This is a genomic window from Roseiconus nitratireducens (assembly GCF_008629675.1).
Taxonomy (GTDB): Bacteria; Planctomycetota; Planctomycetia; order Pirellulales; family Pirellulaceae; genus Stieleria; species Stieleria nitratireducens.
In genome coordinates this window covers 1-15,287 of the sequence record NZ_VWOX01000007.1, presented here as the reverse complement: position 1 = coordinate 15,287, position 15,287 = coordinate 1, and the positions used below count along the sequence as shown (strand labels likewise).

The 15,287-nt window shown below is 62.3% G+C and carries 11 protein-coding genes; 5 read left to right on the top strand and 6 right to left on the bottom strand.

From position 1 onward, the window contains the following. The first annotated feature begins 136 nt into the window (after positions 1-136). A complete protein-coding gene (locus FYK55_RS13480; RefSeq protein WP_235908672.1) occupies positions 137-1,597 on the top strand; it encodes a sialate O-acetylesterase in 1,461 nt (486 codons plus the stop codon). A gap of 126 nt (positions 1,598-1,723) precedes the next feature. Here FYK55_RS13480 and bioB read toward each other — a convergent pair whose 3' ends face one another. Continuing rightward, positions 1,724-2,758 (bottom strand): biotin synthase BioB, encoded by a 1,035-nt coding sequence (bioB, locus tag FYK55_RS13475; RefSeq protein WP_150076957.1) that lies wholly within the window; start codon positions 2,756-2,758, stop codon positions 1,724-1,726. Positions 2,759-2,942: 184 nt separating this feature from the next. Between bioB and FYK55_RS13470 the strand changes: the two genes are divergently transcribed. Beyond that, the gene (locus FYK55_RS13470) at positions 2,943-3,491 is read left to right on the top strand and encodes a hypothetical protein (RefSeq protein ID WP_150076956.1); all 549 of its coding nucleotides are present in this window, start codon (positions 2,943-2,945) and stop codon (positions 3,489-3,491) included. Positions 3,492-3,772: 281 nt separating this feature from the next. Here FYK55_RS13470 and FYK55_RS13465 read toward each other — a convergent pair whose 3' ends face one another. Further along, complete coding sequence (locus tag FYK55_RS13465; protein WP_235908671.1) at positions 3,773-4,498, bottom strand: FKBP-type peptidyl-prolyl cis-trans isomerase; 726 nt, start codon at positions 4,496-4,498, stop codon at positions 3,773-3,775. A 609-nt stretch (positions 4,499-5,107) separates the two neighbouring features. Here FYK55_RS13465 and FYK55_RS13460 point away from each other — a divergent pair. Further along, positions 5,108-6,436, top strand: coding sequence for an efflux RND transporter periplasmic adaptor subunit (locus FYK55_RS13460; protein ID WP_150076955.1), 1,329 nt, complete (start codon positions 5,108-5,110; stop codon positions 6,434-6,436). 5 nt (positions 6,437-6,441) lie between these two features. Then, positions 6,442-10,122: an efflux RND transporter permease subunit gene (locus FYK55_RS13455; RefSeq protein WP_201743713.1), complete on the top strand. Its 3,681-nt coding sequence runs from the start codon at positions 6,442-6,444 to the stop codon at positions 10,120-10,122. 67 nt (positions 10,123-10,189) lie between these two features. Here FYK55_RS13455 and trpC read toward each other — a convergent pair whose 3' ends face one another. Both trpC and purH read right to left on the bottom strand, forming a co-directional pair. Beyond that, positions 10,190-10,975 (bottom strand): indole-3-glycerol phosphate synthase TrpC, encoded by a 786-nt coding sequence (trpC, locus tag FYK55_RS13450; protein ID WP_150076953.1) that lies wholly within the window; start codon positions 10,973-10,975, stop codon positions 10,190-10,192. After that, positions 10,975-12,546 (bottom strand): bifunctional phosphoribosylaminoimidazolecarboxamide formyltransferase/IMP cyclohydrolase, encoded by a 1,572-nt coding sequence (gene purH, locus FYK55_RS13445; RefSeq protein WP_150076952.1) that lies wholly within the window; start codon positions 12,544-12,546, stop codon positions 10,975-10,977. The genes trpC and purH overlap by 1 nt, the downstream gene beginning before the upstream one ends. Before the next feature lie 459 nt (positions 12,547-13,005). Between purH and hisF the strand changes: the two genes are divergently transcribed. Further along, the gene (gene hisF, locus FYK55_RS13440; RefSeq protein ID WP_150076951.1) at positions 13,006-13,773 is read left to right on the top strand and encodes an imidazole glycerol phosphate synthase subunit HisF; all 768 of its coding nucleotides are present in this window, start codon (positions 13,006-13,008) and stop codon (positions 13,771-13,773) included. A gap of 48 nt (positions 13,774-13,821) precedes the next feature. Here hisF and FYK55_RS13435 read toward each other — a convergent pair whose 3' ends face one another. After that, the gene (locus FYK55_RS13435; RefSeq protein WP_150076950.1) at positions 13,822-14,610 is read right to left on the bottom strand and encodes a class I SAM-dependent methyltransferase; all 789 of its coding nucleotides are present in this window, start codon (positions 14,608-14,610) and stop codon (positions 13,822-13,824) included. Positions 14,611-14,774: 164 nt separating this feature from the next. Then, positions 14,775-15,164: a hypothetical protein gene (locus tag FYK55_RS13430; protein WP_150076949.1), complete on the bottom strand. Its 390-nt coding sequence runs from the start codon at positions 15,162-15,164 to the stop codon at positions 14,775-14,777. Between the last annotated feature and the right edge of the window lie 123 nt (positions 15,165-15,287).

Here is a 15,287-nt window from a genome sequence, read left to right as displayed (position 1 = left end):
CGGCCCTTCCCGCGCGACACTTTCCCACCCACTTTCTCCTTCCCGCCTTTGCTACCGGAGACCCATCATGAGAAAGGCCTGCTTGGCACTTCTGCTGTCTGCCCTTGCCTGGACACCCGCACTTGCCGAAATCCGAATGAGCTCCGTGTTCGGAGACGCGATGGTGTTGCAACGCCAAAAGCCGATCCATATTTGGGGCTGGACCGCTCCCGACAGTGAGGTCAAGGTTTCGATCGGAGATGCCACCGAGTCGGCGACCACCGATACCGACGGACGATTTGATGTCCAACTTCCGGCGATGGAAGCGGGCGGCCCCCATGAGTTGTCGATCGTCTCGGGAAGCGATCAACGCACGATCAAAGACGTTTTGATTGGCGAGGTCTGGATTTGCAGCGGCCAGTCCAACATGCAGTGGGCCGTGTCGCAGTCCAACGACGCTGACCTGGAGTCGCTGGCGGCGGACTTTCCCGAACTGCGGTTGATCACGGTGCCCCGGATCGGAACACAGGAGCCGCAACCAAGCTTTGAAGGACAATGGCAACCGGCGACGCCGGAGTCGGTACGTGACTTTTCGGCCGTCGGCTACTTTTTCGGTCGCCAGCTTCACCAGACGCTCGGCGTTCCCGTGGGGTTGATCGATAACGCCTGGGGCGGATCCTCGGCCGAGGCCTGGGTGCGGCGTGACGTGTTGCAAAACGCCGGGACGTTTGACGAACTGCTGGCGAAGTGGCGCGACGTCGAAGCGACGTACGATCACGAAGCGGCAATGGACCAGTACCGCGAAAAGCTGAAGCAGTGGCAGGCGGATCGCAAAGGTGGACGCCCGCGAGCCCCCAGCAACCCGCTGGTCAATCAACACCGACCGGCCAACCTGTACAACGGCGTGCTGTACCCCGTGCTGGGTTACACCATCCGCGGCGTCATCTGGTACCAGGGTGAAAGCAATGCGGGACGCGCGTATCAGTACCGCGAACTGTTCCCGCTGATGATTCAGAACTGGCGAGACGACTGGGGACAGGACGACTTCCCATTCTACTGGGTCCAATTGGCAGATTTCCGCGACGAGGCGGATTCTCCCGGCGGCAGCAGTTGGGCCGAATTGCGGGAAGCGCAGACGATGACGATGTCGAAACTGGACAACACCGGCGAAGCGGTCATCGTGAACCTGGGCGAAGCGTCGGACATCCACCCCAAGAACAAGCAGGACGTCGGCAAACGCCTGGCCCGTTGGGCACTCGCCCGAGACTACGGATACGACATCCCGTATCGCAGCCCGACCTACGAATCCATGGAGGTGAAAGACAACAAGGTGGTGCTGCACTTCGATCACGTCGGTGGCGGACTGGACACTTTCGACGTCAACCAACCGATCGGCTTCACGATCGCAGGTGCGGACCAGACGTTTGTCGAAGCCGACGCCAAGATCACCGGGAAAGACACGGTCGAGGTTTGGAGCGACCAGATTCAAGAGCCGGCTGCCGTTCGCTACGCCTGGGCGGACAACCCTGTGTGCAACGTCCAGAGCGCTGAGGGATTGCCGCTGACCCCGTTCCGCACCGACGACTGGAAAGGCATCACGGCAGACGCCAAGCAGTGACCCGCGCGTTCAGCCGCTTCGATCCGATCGCTGCCGCGACTTTAGCGGTGCGATCGCCGATCAGGGGCTGCACGCCGTGACGCCGCCCCACGGCTAAATGTCGCGTTTTCGGGTTGGCCGGCACACTCACTCGCCGACCGACGTGGTCACGTCAAATCCCAGATCGCGGATCATTTGATAATCTTCCTCGGGGGCCTGTCCCTTGGTGGTCAGATAGTCCCCGACGAAGACGCTGTTGGCGACGTACAGGCCCAGTGGTTGCAACGACCGCAGATGAATTTCGCGGCCTCCACTGATCCTCAACTCACGACTGGGATTGACGAAACGGAACATCGCCAGGGCCCGTAAGCAGTCCTGCGGCGACAGATCCTGCTTGCCTTGCAGCGGCGTGCCGTCGATGGAGTTCAGGAAGTTCAATGGGATCGACTGCACGCCCAACTCTTTCAGATCGAATGCCATCGAAACGATGTCGTCGTGCGATTCGCCCATGCCGATGATGCCACCGCTGCACATCTCCATTCCGGCATCACGGACGTGTCGCAACGTTTGCACGCGGTCGGCGTAGCTGTGCGTCGAACAGATCTGGCCGTAATAGTCTTCACCGGTGTTCAAGTTGTGGTTGACCCGGTCCACACCGCAAGCTTTCAATCGATCGGCCTGCTCGCGTGACAGCAGCCCCAGGCAGGCGCAAATGTCCAGATCGTATTTCGACTTGATTTCCGGAACGATCTGCTCCACCGCGTTCATCTCGCGTTCGTTGGGTCCGCGGGCGGAGATCACCAGGCAATAGGTTTTCGCTCCCCGCTCGGAGGCCAATCGGGCAGCATCCAGCAACGCGTCGCGTTTGAGGATGTTGTACTTGGGCACCGGCGCCGTGGAGATTTTGGACTGGCTGCAGTAGTGACAGTCCTCCGGACACAGACCGCTCTTGGCATTCATCAGAAAGTACAACTGCACCGTTTTGCCAAAGTACTTTTCGCGCAGCCGGAAGCCCGCCGCAAGCAGGGCCAGAAGGTCGCGATCGGAGCTGGCTAGGATTTGGCGGGCTTCCTCCCGCGTCAGTTCGCCGCCGCGCAGAATCCGATCAGCCCAGTCATCGAAAGGAAGGGTTTCGGTGGGCCGGGGGGCGGCGGGTTGGGGGGCGGTCAAATCAGTCGCCATGTCGCGAGCCTAGCGGGAATCGGTGTTCGGGGGACGTCGGTGCGTCCGCGGGTGTCCAGAGGGGCAATTTGCCAGAGAGTGACAAATCGTTCAACATGGTCGTCTGCCCCGCCGCCAACGGCAAGCCGGGACGTCGCCATCGGCATGCCGGGAAAACGGCTGTCCCCCCACCTCGGGATCTTGCGTGAAGCACTATTTCCTCCGCATCGGTTCGCTCGGCGAGATCCGGCTGGGCTCAGCCCTGGCACCCCTGGAACGGGGTCGTCGTGTCGTGGTGCGTTCGCCCCGGGGAGTCGAAATCGCGGAAGTCGCTTCGGAATGTCGCCGCACCGGTCCGTCTTTGTCGCCGCCGGGCGGGGATGCTCTCGGCCCCCGCTACCGAATCCTGCGCCCCACCACGGTGTCCGACGAGCTGCTGGTCCGACGACTGGAACGGTATAAACGCGATGCGATCGAGTCCTGCCGACGACGTCTTCAAGAGGCCAACTGCGGTGCCACCTTGCTGGATGTCGACCAGCTGTTCGACGGTGGCACGCTGGTGCTGCACTTTGTCGGCCATCTGGACCCGGTTGCCCAGGAGATCGCCGACCGGGTGGCCGCCGAATACGAATCGATCGTGCGGACCAACCATTTGGCCGAACTGATCTCCGCCGGTTGCGGGCCGGCGTGTGGTACCGACCAGAGCGGCTGTGGGACCGGTGAAGGAGCCTGCGCGGGTTGCAGCGGCTGCTAGGAATTGTCTGGAAATCTGTTGCGACGCTGGCCAGAGCGTCGTTGTCCGCCGTCTGGCGACGCCTCTCCGCTGTCTGGCGACGCCTCTCCGCCGTCTGGCGACGGCGGCTACAGGGCGACGGCGGCTACAGGGCGACGGCCGCCACCAGCGAAACGCGACGTCGTCGAGCGCAACAGGAAGGCCAGGCGCAAGAAAAAAGGCACGGAGAGATGCTCCCCGTGCCTTGCGGTTTTGCTGAGGCCAATGCCTTGCGGTTTTTCCTGAGGATCGAACGCGAGCGATCAGATGATGTCCAGCAGTTCGACTTCAAACACCAGGACTTCGTTCGGTCCGATCGCTCCCGGGCTGCCACGATCACCGTAGGCCAGCTCCGGTGGAATGAACAACATCCACTTGTCGCCGACGTTCATTTCCTGAAGCGCCATCTGCCAGCCCTTGATCACCTGACCGACGACAAACTCCGTCGGCTCACCGCGTTCCACACTGCTGTCGAACACGTCACCGTTGATCAACCGGCCGGTGTAATGCACCCTGACCGTGTCCGACTGAGAGGGCTTGGGACCGTCGCCGCTCTTGAGCTCCTTGTACTGCAGCCCACCGGCCAATTCCTTGACCCCTTCCTTCTTCTTGTTCTGCTCCAGCCACAAGGCGCCCTTTTCCTTGTTTTCTTTGGCCTTCTTTTGAATCTCGGCGGCCATCTCCTCGTGCCGACCGGTCAGCATCTTTTGGAGTTGCACCTGGGCCGCTTGCAGCTGTTCGTTGGACAGGGCCAGCTTGTTTCGTTTCAGCGCGTCGGCAACGCCGGCTGCCATCGCCGCGGTGTCAAAGTCTTCCGCTTTCAATCCTTGCTGGAGCAACTGCTGCCCCATGGAGACGCCGAGGAAGTAGCCGATCGGGTTTTCTTGAGCGATGTCATCACCAGGTTTTTGTGGTTCCGAATTCTCTTGTGCGTAGGTCATCAGCGACATCGAAAAGACGGCGGTGATCACCAGCAAGCAACGATGCATTTCAGGGGTCCTTTGGGGAGTGGTTGGTCGGATCAAACTCTTCTGATCGACCGACTCGCTTGGAAGCAGGTGCCGTTCATCATCAGGGAAGAACGGATTCGCGGCCGACAGTCTGCGCGGCCGCACGCGCGTCATCATAGCACTGGACGGGCGAAATCGAAATTGGGCCCACCCGAGGCGCCGTGCAGCCGACGAACGAGGGTCAAGGCTGCAAATCACGTTCCTTCGACGGATCCCGTCCCGCCCCGCAGCGGCCATTGGCAGCGGGACGCTTGTCAATCGCCGGATCGGGGTATCGCGGGATCAGGATAGATCGCTGGATCGGGGGCAGCCGCCCCCGGTGGATGACCGGGCGCTCGGTTCCACGCCGATTTGGCCCCAAAGGTTTGAAAGCGGGTCGACGAGGCATCTTCCCAGATGATGGGCCAGATGATGGGAGCGTGCGGCCGCGGAGCGAGGTATCATGCATGGTCCCGCCAGCGGCCGTGCGAGCACGGATCACTTGATCCGTTCGTCCCACCACGCCCGCCCCGCAATGTCCGGTTGCCCATCCCGCCCGCTTCGAATCGTGCGCGCAACGCCTTCGCCGATTCGTCATGAGATCCCCGTATGAAGATGCGTCCAACGGTACCGCTGTTCCAACGCTGCCAGACAGCGGCGGTTCTCTCAATTGCGATTCTCACCGCAACGTTGTTTGACCCTTCGCCTGTGGTGGGCCAGGACGACGCGGCACCGGTCACAGCCAAACCGGTCCGATACGCTTCGGCCGGAGCGTCTTCGCAGTTTCTGGGCACCGTGATCCCCATCCGCAAGACGACCATCGGCTGCGCCGTCGCCGGCCGAGTGGACTCCCTGCTGGCCAGGCGTGGGCAACGGGTTTCACAAGGCGACCGAATCGCGGAGTTGCAATCCAAAGTCGTCCGGGTGGAACTGAATGCTGCCAAAGCTGAATTCCGCTTGGCGGAGCAACAACTTGCGGAATTGGAAGCCGGTTCGCGGGCCGAAGACATCGCCGAGGCCAAGGCAAAAATGCAGGCGGCAGCGGCAATCGCCCGCCGCGCATCCAACCAGCTCAACCGCGCCCGCCAACTGCTCAATTCCAACGCCGCGTCTCAGGAAGAGATCGACGTGGCCACGGCGGAAGCCGAGTCGAGCGAACAACTTTTCCAGGCCGCCGAGATCGCTTACCAACGACTTGTTGCCGGACCGCGGGTCGAGCAGGTCGCACAAGCCCAGGCGCGGCTGGATCTGCAACGAGAACAGGTGCGGTTGCTCCGCGACCGCCTTTCGAAACACACGCTCCGGGCACCGTTTGACGGGTACATCACGGCCGAACACACGCAAGACGGCGCCTGGCTCAGTTCGGGTGATCCGGTGGTGGAGCTGATCGAACTCGATCGGGTCCAAGTGGAAGTCGCGGTACCGGCGGAACAGGTTGCCGCGTTGGTCGTCGGCCAGGAGGTGCGCATCAAGTGCAGCCAGCATCCCGCCGAATTATTGATCGGCGTCCTGAATCAGGTGGTCCCCGCGGCGGACACCCGCGCGCGTACGTTTCCAGTTCTGTTGCAGGTCGATCGCAATCCCATCCGTGACGGCATCCCGATCCTGCTCTCCGGCATGATCGTCCGGGCATACCTGCCGGTCGGGCCGGAAGCCCCGGCATTGTTCGTCCCCACCGACGCGTTGGTACTGGATCAAACACGTCAAACCGTGTTTGTGATCGATACGGCGGCGGGCAGCAATGCGGCCGCGGGTGATGGCCAACCGCAAGGCACCGTCGCCGGCACGGTTCGAGAAGTGCCGGTGACGATCGGCGTAGCCAACGAAGGCTGGATTGCCGTCACCGGCGACCTGCGTGAAGGCGATTTGGTTGTCACGCGAGGCAATGAAGGTTTGACCCCCGGGCAAAACGTGGAGGCGTCCGTCAGCGACGGATGAAACGCGTGTTCGATCTGCTGATTCGAAACCCGGTCAAAGTCTACGTCGGCGCCATCCTGGCGGCCCTGTTCGGCACGCTTTCGCTGGGACTGATCCCCAAACAGTTGGTCCCCGAGGTTCAAAACCCGGTGCTGACGATCGAAACCAGCTGGCCCGGCGCCAGCCCGCAGGAGATCGAGCGGGAAATCGTGTTGGAGCAGGAGGAACAGCTGCAGGGGGTCGAAGGGCTGGTCAAGTTGTCTTCTAACTGCCGAGTTTCCGCAGCCGAACTGACGCTGGAATTCGAGATCGGGACGAACATCGATGACGCGTTGGCTCGCGTGAACACGCGATTGCAGCAGGTTCGCGAATACCCGCTGGACGCGGGCGAGCCGGTGATCGAAGCGTCCGATGTGGGTGACCGACCGATCGCCCGATTTGCGCTCACCCCACGCCCGCCAACCGAGCAAGCGATCGCAGAGTTCCAGACCGCCCATCCGGCGATCGCCGAACTGTTGGAACCGGCACGCCGAGCCAGCAATTCGGCGCTGCGGGTCTTTCGCCTGCAAAACTGCCTGGACGAGCATCTCGCCGCGCATCCCGAATTGGAATCGTTGCGGCCACCCCCGATCGATCTGGAGAAGCTTCGAAAGTTTTCCGAGAACTTTGTGGAGCCGCGGCTGGAACGTGTCCCAGGTGTTGCGGATGCGGAAACGCGCGGCGGCCGCGAAGAAGAACTGCAGGTGATCGTCGACCCGGAAAAGTTGGCATCGCGCCAGATCACCATCGCCCAAGTTCGCGAAGCCCTCAATCGGCAAAACAGCGACACGACCGCCGGCGACGTTTTCCAGGGGAAACGCAGCTGGGTGATCCGCACGCTGGGGCAATTCCGGAGTCCGGAACAGGTCGCCCGCCAGCTACTCGTGTCCGAGGGGAACACCCGCGTCTACGTGGGCGATGTTGCCGAAATCAAATTGGGGTTCAAGGACCGCGACAGCATCTCACGCCGTTACGGAACCGAGAGCATCGGCATCAGCGTGGCCCGGGTGACCGGGGCGAACGTGTTGCAAGTCATGGACGGATTGCGAAAAGCCGAGCAGGAACTCAACGAAGGCTTTCTGAAACGCGAAGGCTTGGAGCTGTTCCAGTACTACGACGAAACCGAGTACATCGAATCGGCCATCGACCTGGTCGTTCAAAACATGCTGATCGGCAGCGCAGCGACGATCATCGTCTTGATGCTGTTCCTGCACCTTGGACCGCCCACGATCTTGAGCAGCATCGCGATTGCCGCGACCGCCATCGCGTCGGTCTACGTGTCCCCCTGGTTTTACGCCGCGACGCTGGCGCTGATTCTCCTGGCAGGTTTTCGCTATGCCCGCGGTGCGTTGGTGGCCGCCGTCGCCATCCCGATCAGCATCACCGGGGCATTTCTGTGCATGACATTGCTGGGGCGATCGCTGAACGTGATTTCGCTGGCCGGAATGGCCTTCGCCGTTGGGATGCTGGTCGACAACGCGGTCGTGGTTCTGGAGAACATCACCCGCCGAAAACAGCTGGGCGAGAACACCTGGGCGGCCTCTTCACGGGGCGTCGCCGAGGTCGCCGGAGCGATTGTCGCTTCGACGCTGACCACCATCGCCGTCTTCCTGCCCGTGATTTTCGTCCAGGCCACCGCCGGACAATTGTTCCGGGACATTGCCCTGGCAATCAGTTGCGGGATCGCGTTTTCGCTGCTGGTTTCGTTCACCGTCATCCCGACGGCGGCGTCCCGCCTGTTCGCCGGTCGCGGTTGGTCCGGCGGCGCCGGACCGATCGAAACCGAAAGCCGCGTCCGCCCACCGCTGACCACCGCGTTGACGCGGTGGATCCAGCACATCGCGTCGGCATTGGTGCAAGCGATCGTCGGGTTCAACCAGTGGATCCTGCGTTCCCGAATCCGCTCGATCGCGGTGGCGCTGGTGATGACCGGGCTGTCACTGGGAATCAGCTACCTGCTGTGGCCCAAGGTGGAATACCTGCCGACCGGCAACCGCAACTTTGTGTTTGCCAGGTTTTCGCTGCCACCGGGTTACAACCTGGATGAGCTTTCCGAGATCGGCGGAATTGTCGAGGATCGTTTGCGTCCCTACTGGGACGTCGACGCGGATAGTGGCCCGACCAACGGCACCGACGGGCCGGTCATCGACTATTACTTTTGCTCGATCCGCCAACGCGACCTGTTCATGGGATTTCGCGCGCGTGATGAAGCTCGCGCGGCGGAATTGATCCCGCTGGTCCGCGACGCCGGGAAGGGATTGCCGGGAGTTCGGGTGATCGCCGCACAGTCCAGCCTGTTCGGCCGCGGATTGACCAGCGGCCGCACCATCGACATTGAAATCTCCGGCCCCGACCTGGAACGCATGTCCCAGATCGCCGCCCGCGTGCTCCGCGACGTGGAAACGTGGATGCCAGGAGCACAGGCGTCGGCGCAGCCGAGCTTGGAACTGGACAGCCCCGAGATCCACCTGACGCCCAAACTGTTGGCCGCCTCGGAAATGGGAATCGACACGACGCAGTTGGGCTATGTGGTCGACGCGCTGGTCGACGGCGCCTACGCGGGCGACTACTACGTCGGCGGAGAAAAAATCGACATCACCATCAAGGCCACCCACGCCGCGGATGAAGGTTCAGCCGTCGGTTCCCGGGAAACCTCCTCCAAAACCGCCGTCGCCGATCCGGAGGCTCTGATGTCGCTTCCCTTGGCCACTCGAGACGGAGAACTGATTCCGCTGATGGCGGTGGCAGACATGCGTTACAGCAGCGGCCCGGAGCAGATCCAGCGTCGCGAGCGACTGCGTGCCATCACAATCGAGGTCAGCCCGCCGGCCGAGATGCCGCTGGAAGCCGCGATGGACCTGGTCAATCAAAAGATCGTCGATCCCCTGATCCAGGAAGGCGTGGTCGGCAGTGAGTACTTCATCGCGCTCTCGGGAACCGCCGACAAGCTGCGTCAAGCTTGGGAAGCGTTGCGGTTCAATTTCCTGCTTGCCTTGCTGATCACCTACCTGCTGATGGCGGCATTGTTCGAATCCTGGCTGTACCCGCTGGTGGTGATCTTCAGCGTCCCGTTGGGTGCGGTGGGCGGCATCATCGGGCTGTGGCTGCTGAACTTCTTTGTGCCGCAGTCGCTGGATGTGCTCACGATGCTCGGTTTCATCATCCTGATCGGGACCGTTGTGAACAACGCGATCTTGATCGTGCACCAATCTCTGATTCACATGCGGGAAGAGAATTGGTCACCAACGCGGGCGGTTCCGGAAAGCGTTCGGACTCGCATCCGTCCGATCTGCATCACCACCCTGACCACGGTTCTGGGGCTGCTTCCCTTGGTCTTGTTCCCCGGAGCCGGCAGCGAATTGTATCGCGGCTTGGGGGTCGTTTTTCTGGGCGGGATGATCGTTTCCACCTGCTTCACGCTGGTCCTGGTACCGGTGATGTTCGTGCTGCTGATGGACCTGAAAGCGGCCTTGGGGATGTCCCACGAGCGACCGAGCGCAGGCTTGGAACTGGTGGGCGAGGACTTCGGCGCCCGCGCGAAGGAAGCAGACCCCGATCATCCGAGCTCGGCGGTCATCGAACCATCACGACCGGTCGCTGAAGGGGCAATGACCGGTGAAGACGATTCCAACTTGGATCGGTTGGAAGCACTCGCCGATCGCGAATGAAGCTTCCGCGATCGCGGGCGTTGATTGGGCGAGTCGTCGCCTCAACGGCCGGGCCATTGAGACCAGTTCAATCGCCACCGGAGAGCAACTGTCGGGTTGCGGCCGTGATGTCGTCTTGACGCATCAGCGATTCGCCGACCAGCACCGCTTTGACACCGCCGGCGGCCAGACGTTGCAGATCGGCCGGTTCGCGGATGCCACTTTCACCGACAATCAATCGGTCTTCGGGGATCAGCGGACACAGGTCCAACGTGTGCTGCAACGTGGTTTGAAAGGTGCGGAGATCGCGATTGTTGACACCAACCAATTTGGTACCCGTTGCCAACACCGCGGGCAGGTTTTCCGGTTCGTACAGCTCGATCAACGTTTGCAGTCCCAAGTCGGCCGCTTGATCGTGCAGGCGCAACAGTTCCCCGGCGGGCAAGCACTCGGCGATCAGCAACACGCAATCTGCGCCTGCGTCGCGGGCCTGCAGCAGTTGGTAGCGATCGACGATAAAGTCCTTGCGCAACAGCGGAACATCCACCTGCCCGCGGACCTCACGAAGGTACTGCAACGATCCCTGAAAGAACGGAGCATCGGTCAACACGCTCAGGCAGGCTGCACCGCCCTGGACGTACGCGCGGGCAATCCGCACCGGATCGAAGTCTTCGCGGATCAACCCGGCCGACGGGCTGGCCCGTTTGACTTCCGCGATCAATTGGACCGAGTCGCCAGCGGCGAGCGCGGCGTGAAAGTCTTTGCACGGCGGCAGGTCGGCAATCTTCGCTTCAAGTTCCTCGGCGGCGATCGTCGCACGTTCGCGGGCGATCGTCTCCCGAGTCTTGACCAGGATCTCGTCAAGGATGGTCATCAGTGTTTGAAGTGTCGGCGACCGGTCAGCACCATTGGCAAATCGTGCTGATCGCACGCTTCGATGACTTCTTCATCCCGCCGCGAACCGCCGGGCTGGATCACGGCCACGATGCCCGCGTCGGCGGCAGCCTCGATCGAATCGGGAAACGGGAAAAACGCGTCCGACGCCAGGATCGCCCCCTTGGCCCGTTCGCCGGCTTTTTCAATCGCAATCTCCACGCTGTCGACCCGGCTCATCTGGCCGGCACCCACGCCGATCAGTGACGTGTCCTTGGCCAGCACGATGGCATTGCTTTTGACGTGCCGAACCATCTCCCATCCGAAGGCCAGATCGTCCCACAGTTCATCGGAGACTTCGGTATCGGTTGCCGTCTTCCATTGGATCCGCGGGCTGGTCATCCGATCGGCATCCTGCACCAACATCCCACCGCTGATGAATCGGCGCTGAATCGACGGTGGCGGATCATCCAGGATCCCGACCTGCATCAAGCGAACGTTCTCGCGCCACCGCGGCCGCGTGGTCAGCAGGCCGACCGCACCGGCTTCGAAATCCGGCGCGACGATCGCTTCGATGAACAGCCCCGGCTCGCAGAGCAGTTCGGCGGTTTCGATGTCCACGGTTTTGTTGAACCCCAGCACCGATCCGAAAGCGCTCAGCGGGTCACCGGCAAGTGCCTTGCGGCAGGCGCGCGAGAGCTTCGCATCGATCGCGGCACCACAGGGATTGTTGTGCTTGATGACCGACACGGCCGGCGAGGAGAACCCGCGTACGATTTCCAACGCGGAATCCAGATCCAACAGGTTGTTGTAGGACAGCTCCTTGCCGCTCAGCTGACGCGCCGAAACCAGGTTGGCGGCGCGAACGGTGGGATCCGCGTACAACGCGGCGCGCTGGTGCGGGTTCTCGCCATAGCGAAGCTGGCTCTTGCGGCGAAAGGAGAGGTGCAGCGACGATGCGAACTCGCCAGCGATTGAATCGCCTCGCATGTAGTCGGCGATTGCCCGGTCGTAGGCGGCCGTGTGGTCGAATGCATCCGCGGCAAGCTGTTTGCGGAACTCCAGCGTGGTTCCGCCGTTGGAATCCAACTGTTCCAGCAATTCGCCATATTGCTCCGGCATGGTCGCTACGGCGACGTCTTCATGGTTCTTGGCGGCGGCACGCACCAGGCTCGGTCCGCCGATGTCAATCTGTTCGACACACGCCTCAAACGTCGCCCCCGGCCGCGACGCCGTGGCCGCGAACGGATACAGGTTCACCACCACCAGGTCGAAGGGCACGATCTGATGGTCTTCGATTGCGTCCATGTGATCCTGGCGATCACGTCGGGCCAGGATCCCGCCGAACACCTTCGGGTGCAACGTCTTCACTCGGCCGTCCAACATCTCCGGGAAACCGGTGTACTCGGCCACGTCCAGGACTTCGACCCCGGACTGCTCCAGGTGGCGTCGGGTGCCTCCGGTGCTGTAAATCGTCACCCCGGCGCGCTGCAAACCGGCCGCCAGATCGGCGAGACCAAGTTTGTCACTGACACTGATGAGGGCGTTACGAACCTTGGCGACTTGAGACACGTCGGGGCCTGGGAAAGGGTAGGGCGGTGGGTTTGGGAAAACAGCCGGATTGGCCGTCAACCGCAGTCCCAGATTAAATTCGCGGTGATCCGAACGGTCAACCGGGAGCGGTCCTGGGACCGTCTTGGAGCCCTGGGTGTCGAAGCCAGCCGCCGCACCCGCCTGGCGGGGGCAAAAACATGCCCACTCGATCCGTTCGCCAGAGCGCGACGCTGATTTGCGTCGTCTTGCCCGTGTACGGCCCCTCAGCGGGCTTCGAAGCCGGCCGCCGGTGGCCTATAACCTAGCGGGACAGTGCCACTTTCAATCAAAAACACCGTGAGTTGCAGTGCAATGAGCGGCTAGGCTCGCGCCGCCGGTTGAAGCGAGAAAACCCGCGGCCTGCGCCACGCGGCTCACGCAATGTAACGCTGTCCCGCTAGGCGCCCGTTGCCCTTCATCCCCTTGCGACCGAGTGCGATGCTTGCAGCCCGTGTGATTCCCTGCCTTGACGTCCACGGCGGACGCGTGGTCAAGGGCACCAATTTTGTCAACTTGCGCGACGCCGGTGATCCGGTCCAAGTGGCCAGCCGCTACGAGGCCGAAGGGGCCGACGAACTGGTGTTCCTGGATATCACCGCCAGTCACGAAGAACGCGACATCATCCTGGACGTCGTGCGGCGTACCGCCGACTGTGTGTTCATGCCGCTGACGGTCGGTGGCGGGGTCCGCACGATCGAAGACGTGCGTGATTTGCTGAACGCCGGCTGCGACAAGGTCTCGATCAACTCGGCCGCCTGCAAGGACCCGGAATTCATTCGCCGCGCTGCCGACCGATTCGGCAGCCAATGCATCGTGGTCAACATCGACCCCAAACGCGTGCAAAAGGACGGCCAAGAGTTTTGGGAAGTGCACATCCACGGCGGGCGGACTCCCACCGGTCGCCAGGCGGTCCAGTGGGCCCGGGAAGTGGAAGCGTTGGGTGCCGGCGAAATCGTGCTGACCAGCATGGATGCCGATGGAACTTGCGACGGGTTCGATCTGCCGATTACCGCCGCCGTCAGCCAAGCCGTTTCGATCCCGGTGGTGGCCAGCGGCGGAGCCGGGAATCCGCAACACCTGGCTGATGCAATCTTGAAGGGTCACGCCAGCGCGGCGTTGGCGGCCAGCATCTTTCACTTCGGCCAATACTCGATCGCCGAAACCAAACGCGTGATGCGCCAGGCGGGGATCCCCGTGCGGTTGTGAACGGCATGCGGGCGCCGGGCCCGGCCGATCGGCACGCCGGTATCCGGATCAGGCCGCTTGCTTGATCGACGCGACGGCCTGCTTGGCATCGTCGACCAACAGCGATCGTCGTTTGCGAAACGGGTCCAGCCAGCGGGACGATCGGTCCCGCAGCACGTGACGGACCCAACCGGCATTGACGCTGCCCTGGCAAAACAGGTGCAGATCGCCAACGGAAATCAAGGTGCGCCCGTAGTGACAGGCGATCGCCTGCAGGGCCCGCCCCGACCAGAGGCTGACGTGCTGGCCACCTTCAAGATGATAGTACCACCACCGGCCCGGCGGCGGCGCCGGATCCGGAACGACTTCGGTCGACACCAACCAGTGCTCGGCCAGCCGATCAAGCCGTTGGATTTCCTGGTGCGGGTCGGGCAAGTGTTCGAAGACTTCCAACGCGCACAACAGGTCAAAACCTCCATCGGCCAATTCCGCTTCGAAGCCACGGGCAAACAGGTTTTGGCAATGGGCGTCAAAATGAAAGCAGTGGTGACCGCGGTCGCGCATCATTCGCGTGAACATTCCGTAGCCGCCGCGATAGTCGACGCTGCACGCCGCGGTCGGAAAGGCAAACCGCAACAGGCGATCGGTGATCCGGGCAACTCGCTCGTGACGGGCGATCAAGCCGACGTCGGTCGCCGCGATGGTTTCGCGGTAGGCCGCGTCCAACCAGTACGGCGTCTCCGTTTGAATGAAGTGACAGTCGCGGCAGCGAAAGTACTCGACGTCATATCGACCCAGCACGGTGGCGTGGCCGAACGAGTCCGAATTGCTCCGGCAGATCAGACAATCCGTTGCCATGAATCCAGCAAGCGATGAAGTGGGGAAGTCGCGTCGGGACGAGAGTCTCCGGTCTACCAAACGCTCCGTCGGCGCTGATAGGCCGATCGACAAATTTGGTGTTCTTCGGAAGTCTGCACGTCAGGGAACGACAAGCCGCCGCGAGACCTTCCGCGGCGAGGCGGCTATCGCAGTAACCGTCCGATTCCGATTTCCGGCGCGCGGGCTCGGCGATGCAAGCGTGACCAATACCATCCCATCGCAAAATCGGGAGGCAACATCATCAAAGCACCGATGACGCACTTGCCCACCAGCGGGGCCTGTGGAAAGGTGACGGCCAAACCGAATAGCAGCACCGCGCTGACGCCCCGCAACAGGCGTTGCGGCAGCGAAGCGCTCAACTTCAACCGCCGGCAACATTTTTTGCAGCGTCCAAAGGGCGACGTCAAGTATTGCCGAAGGTAACTCTGGGTCGCCCCGCAATACTGGCAATCGAACCGGCCGTGCCAGGATTCGGCGGACGCACTCCGGTCCCGCAACTCCGTCCTGGGCGGCTGGTAGGGGTTCACAGACATGGAGACGACGTCAATGGGGGCTGGCAGGACTCCCCCACTCTAGAGCATTTCCGAGGTTCACGCGGGATCCGGAAAAGGGGACGGGGGTCAATAGCCGGAACGGCCCTCCGCTCCGGGTGCTTC

Bases quoted from the DNA above. Each gene is read 5' to 3' on its own strand.
- FYK55_RS13460 (WP_150076955.1), top strand. From the start codon at position 5,108: ATGAAGATGCGTCCAACGGTACCGCTGTTCCAACGCTGCCAGACAGCG.
- FYK55_RS13435 (WP_150076950.1), bottom strand. From the start codon at position 14,610: ATGGCAACGGATTGTCTGATCTGCCGGAGCAATTCGGACTCGTTCGGC.
- FYK55_RS13430 (WP_150076949.1), bottom strand. From the start codon at position 15,164: ATGTCTGTGAACCCCTACCAGCCGCCCAGGACGGAGTTGCGGGACCGG.
- FYK55_RS13465 (WP_235908671.1), bottom strand. From the start codon at position 4,498: ATGCATCGTTGCTTGCTGGTGATCACCGCCGTCTTTTCGATGTCGCTG.
- hisF (WP_150076951.1), top strand. From the start codon at position 13,006: ATGCTTGCAGCCCGTGTGATTCCCTGCCTTGACGTCCACGGCGGACGC.
- bioB (WP_150076957.1), bottom strand. From the start codon at position 2,758: ATGGCGACTGATTTGACCGCCCCCCAACCCGCCGCCCCCCGGCCCACC.
- trpC (WP_150076953.1), bottom strand. From the start codon at position 10,975: ATGACCATCCTTGACGAGATCCTGGTCAAGACTCGGGAGACGATCGCC.
- FYK55_RS13480 (WP_235908672.1), top strand. From the start codon at position 137: ATGAGCTCCGTGTTCGGAGACGCGATGGTGTTGCAACGCCAAAAGCCG.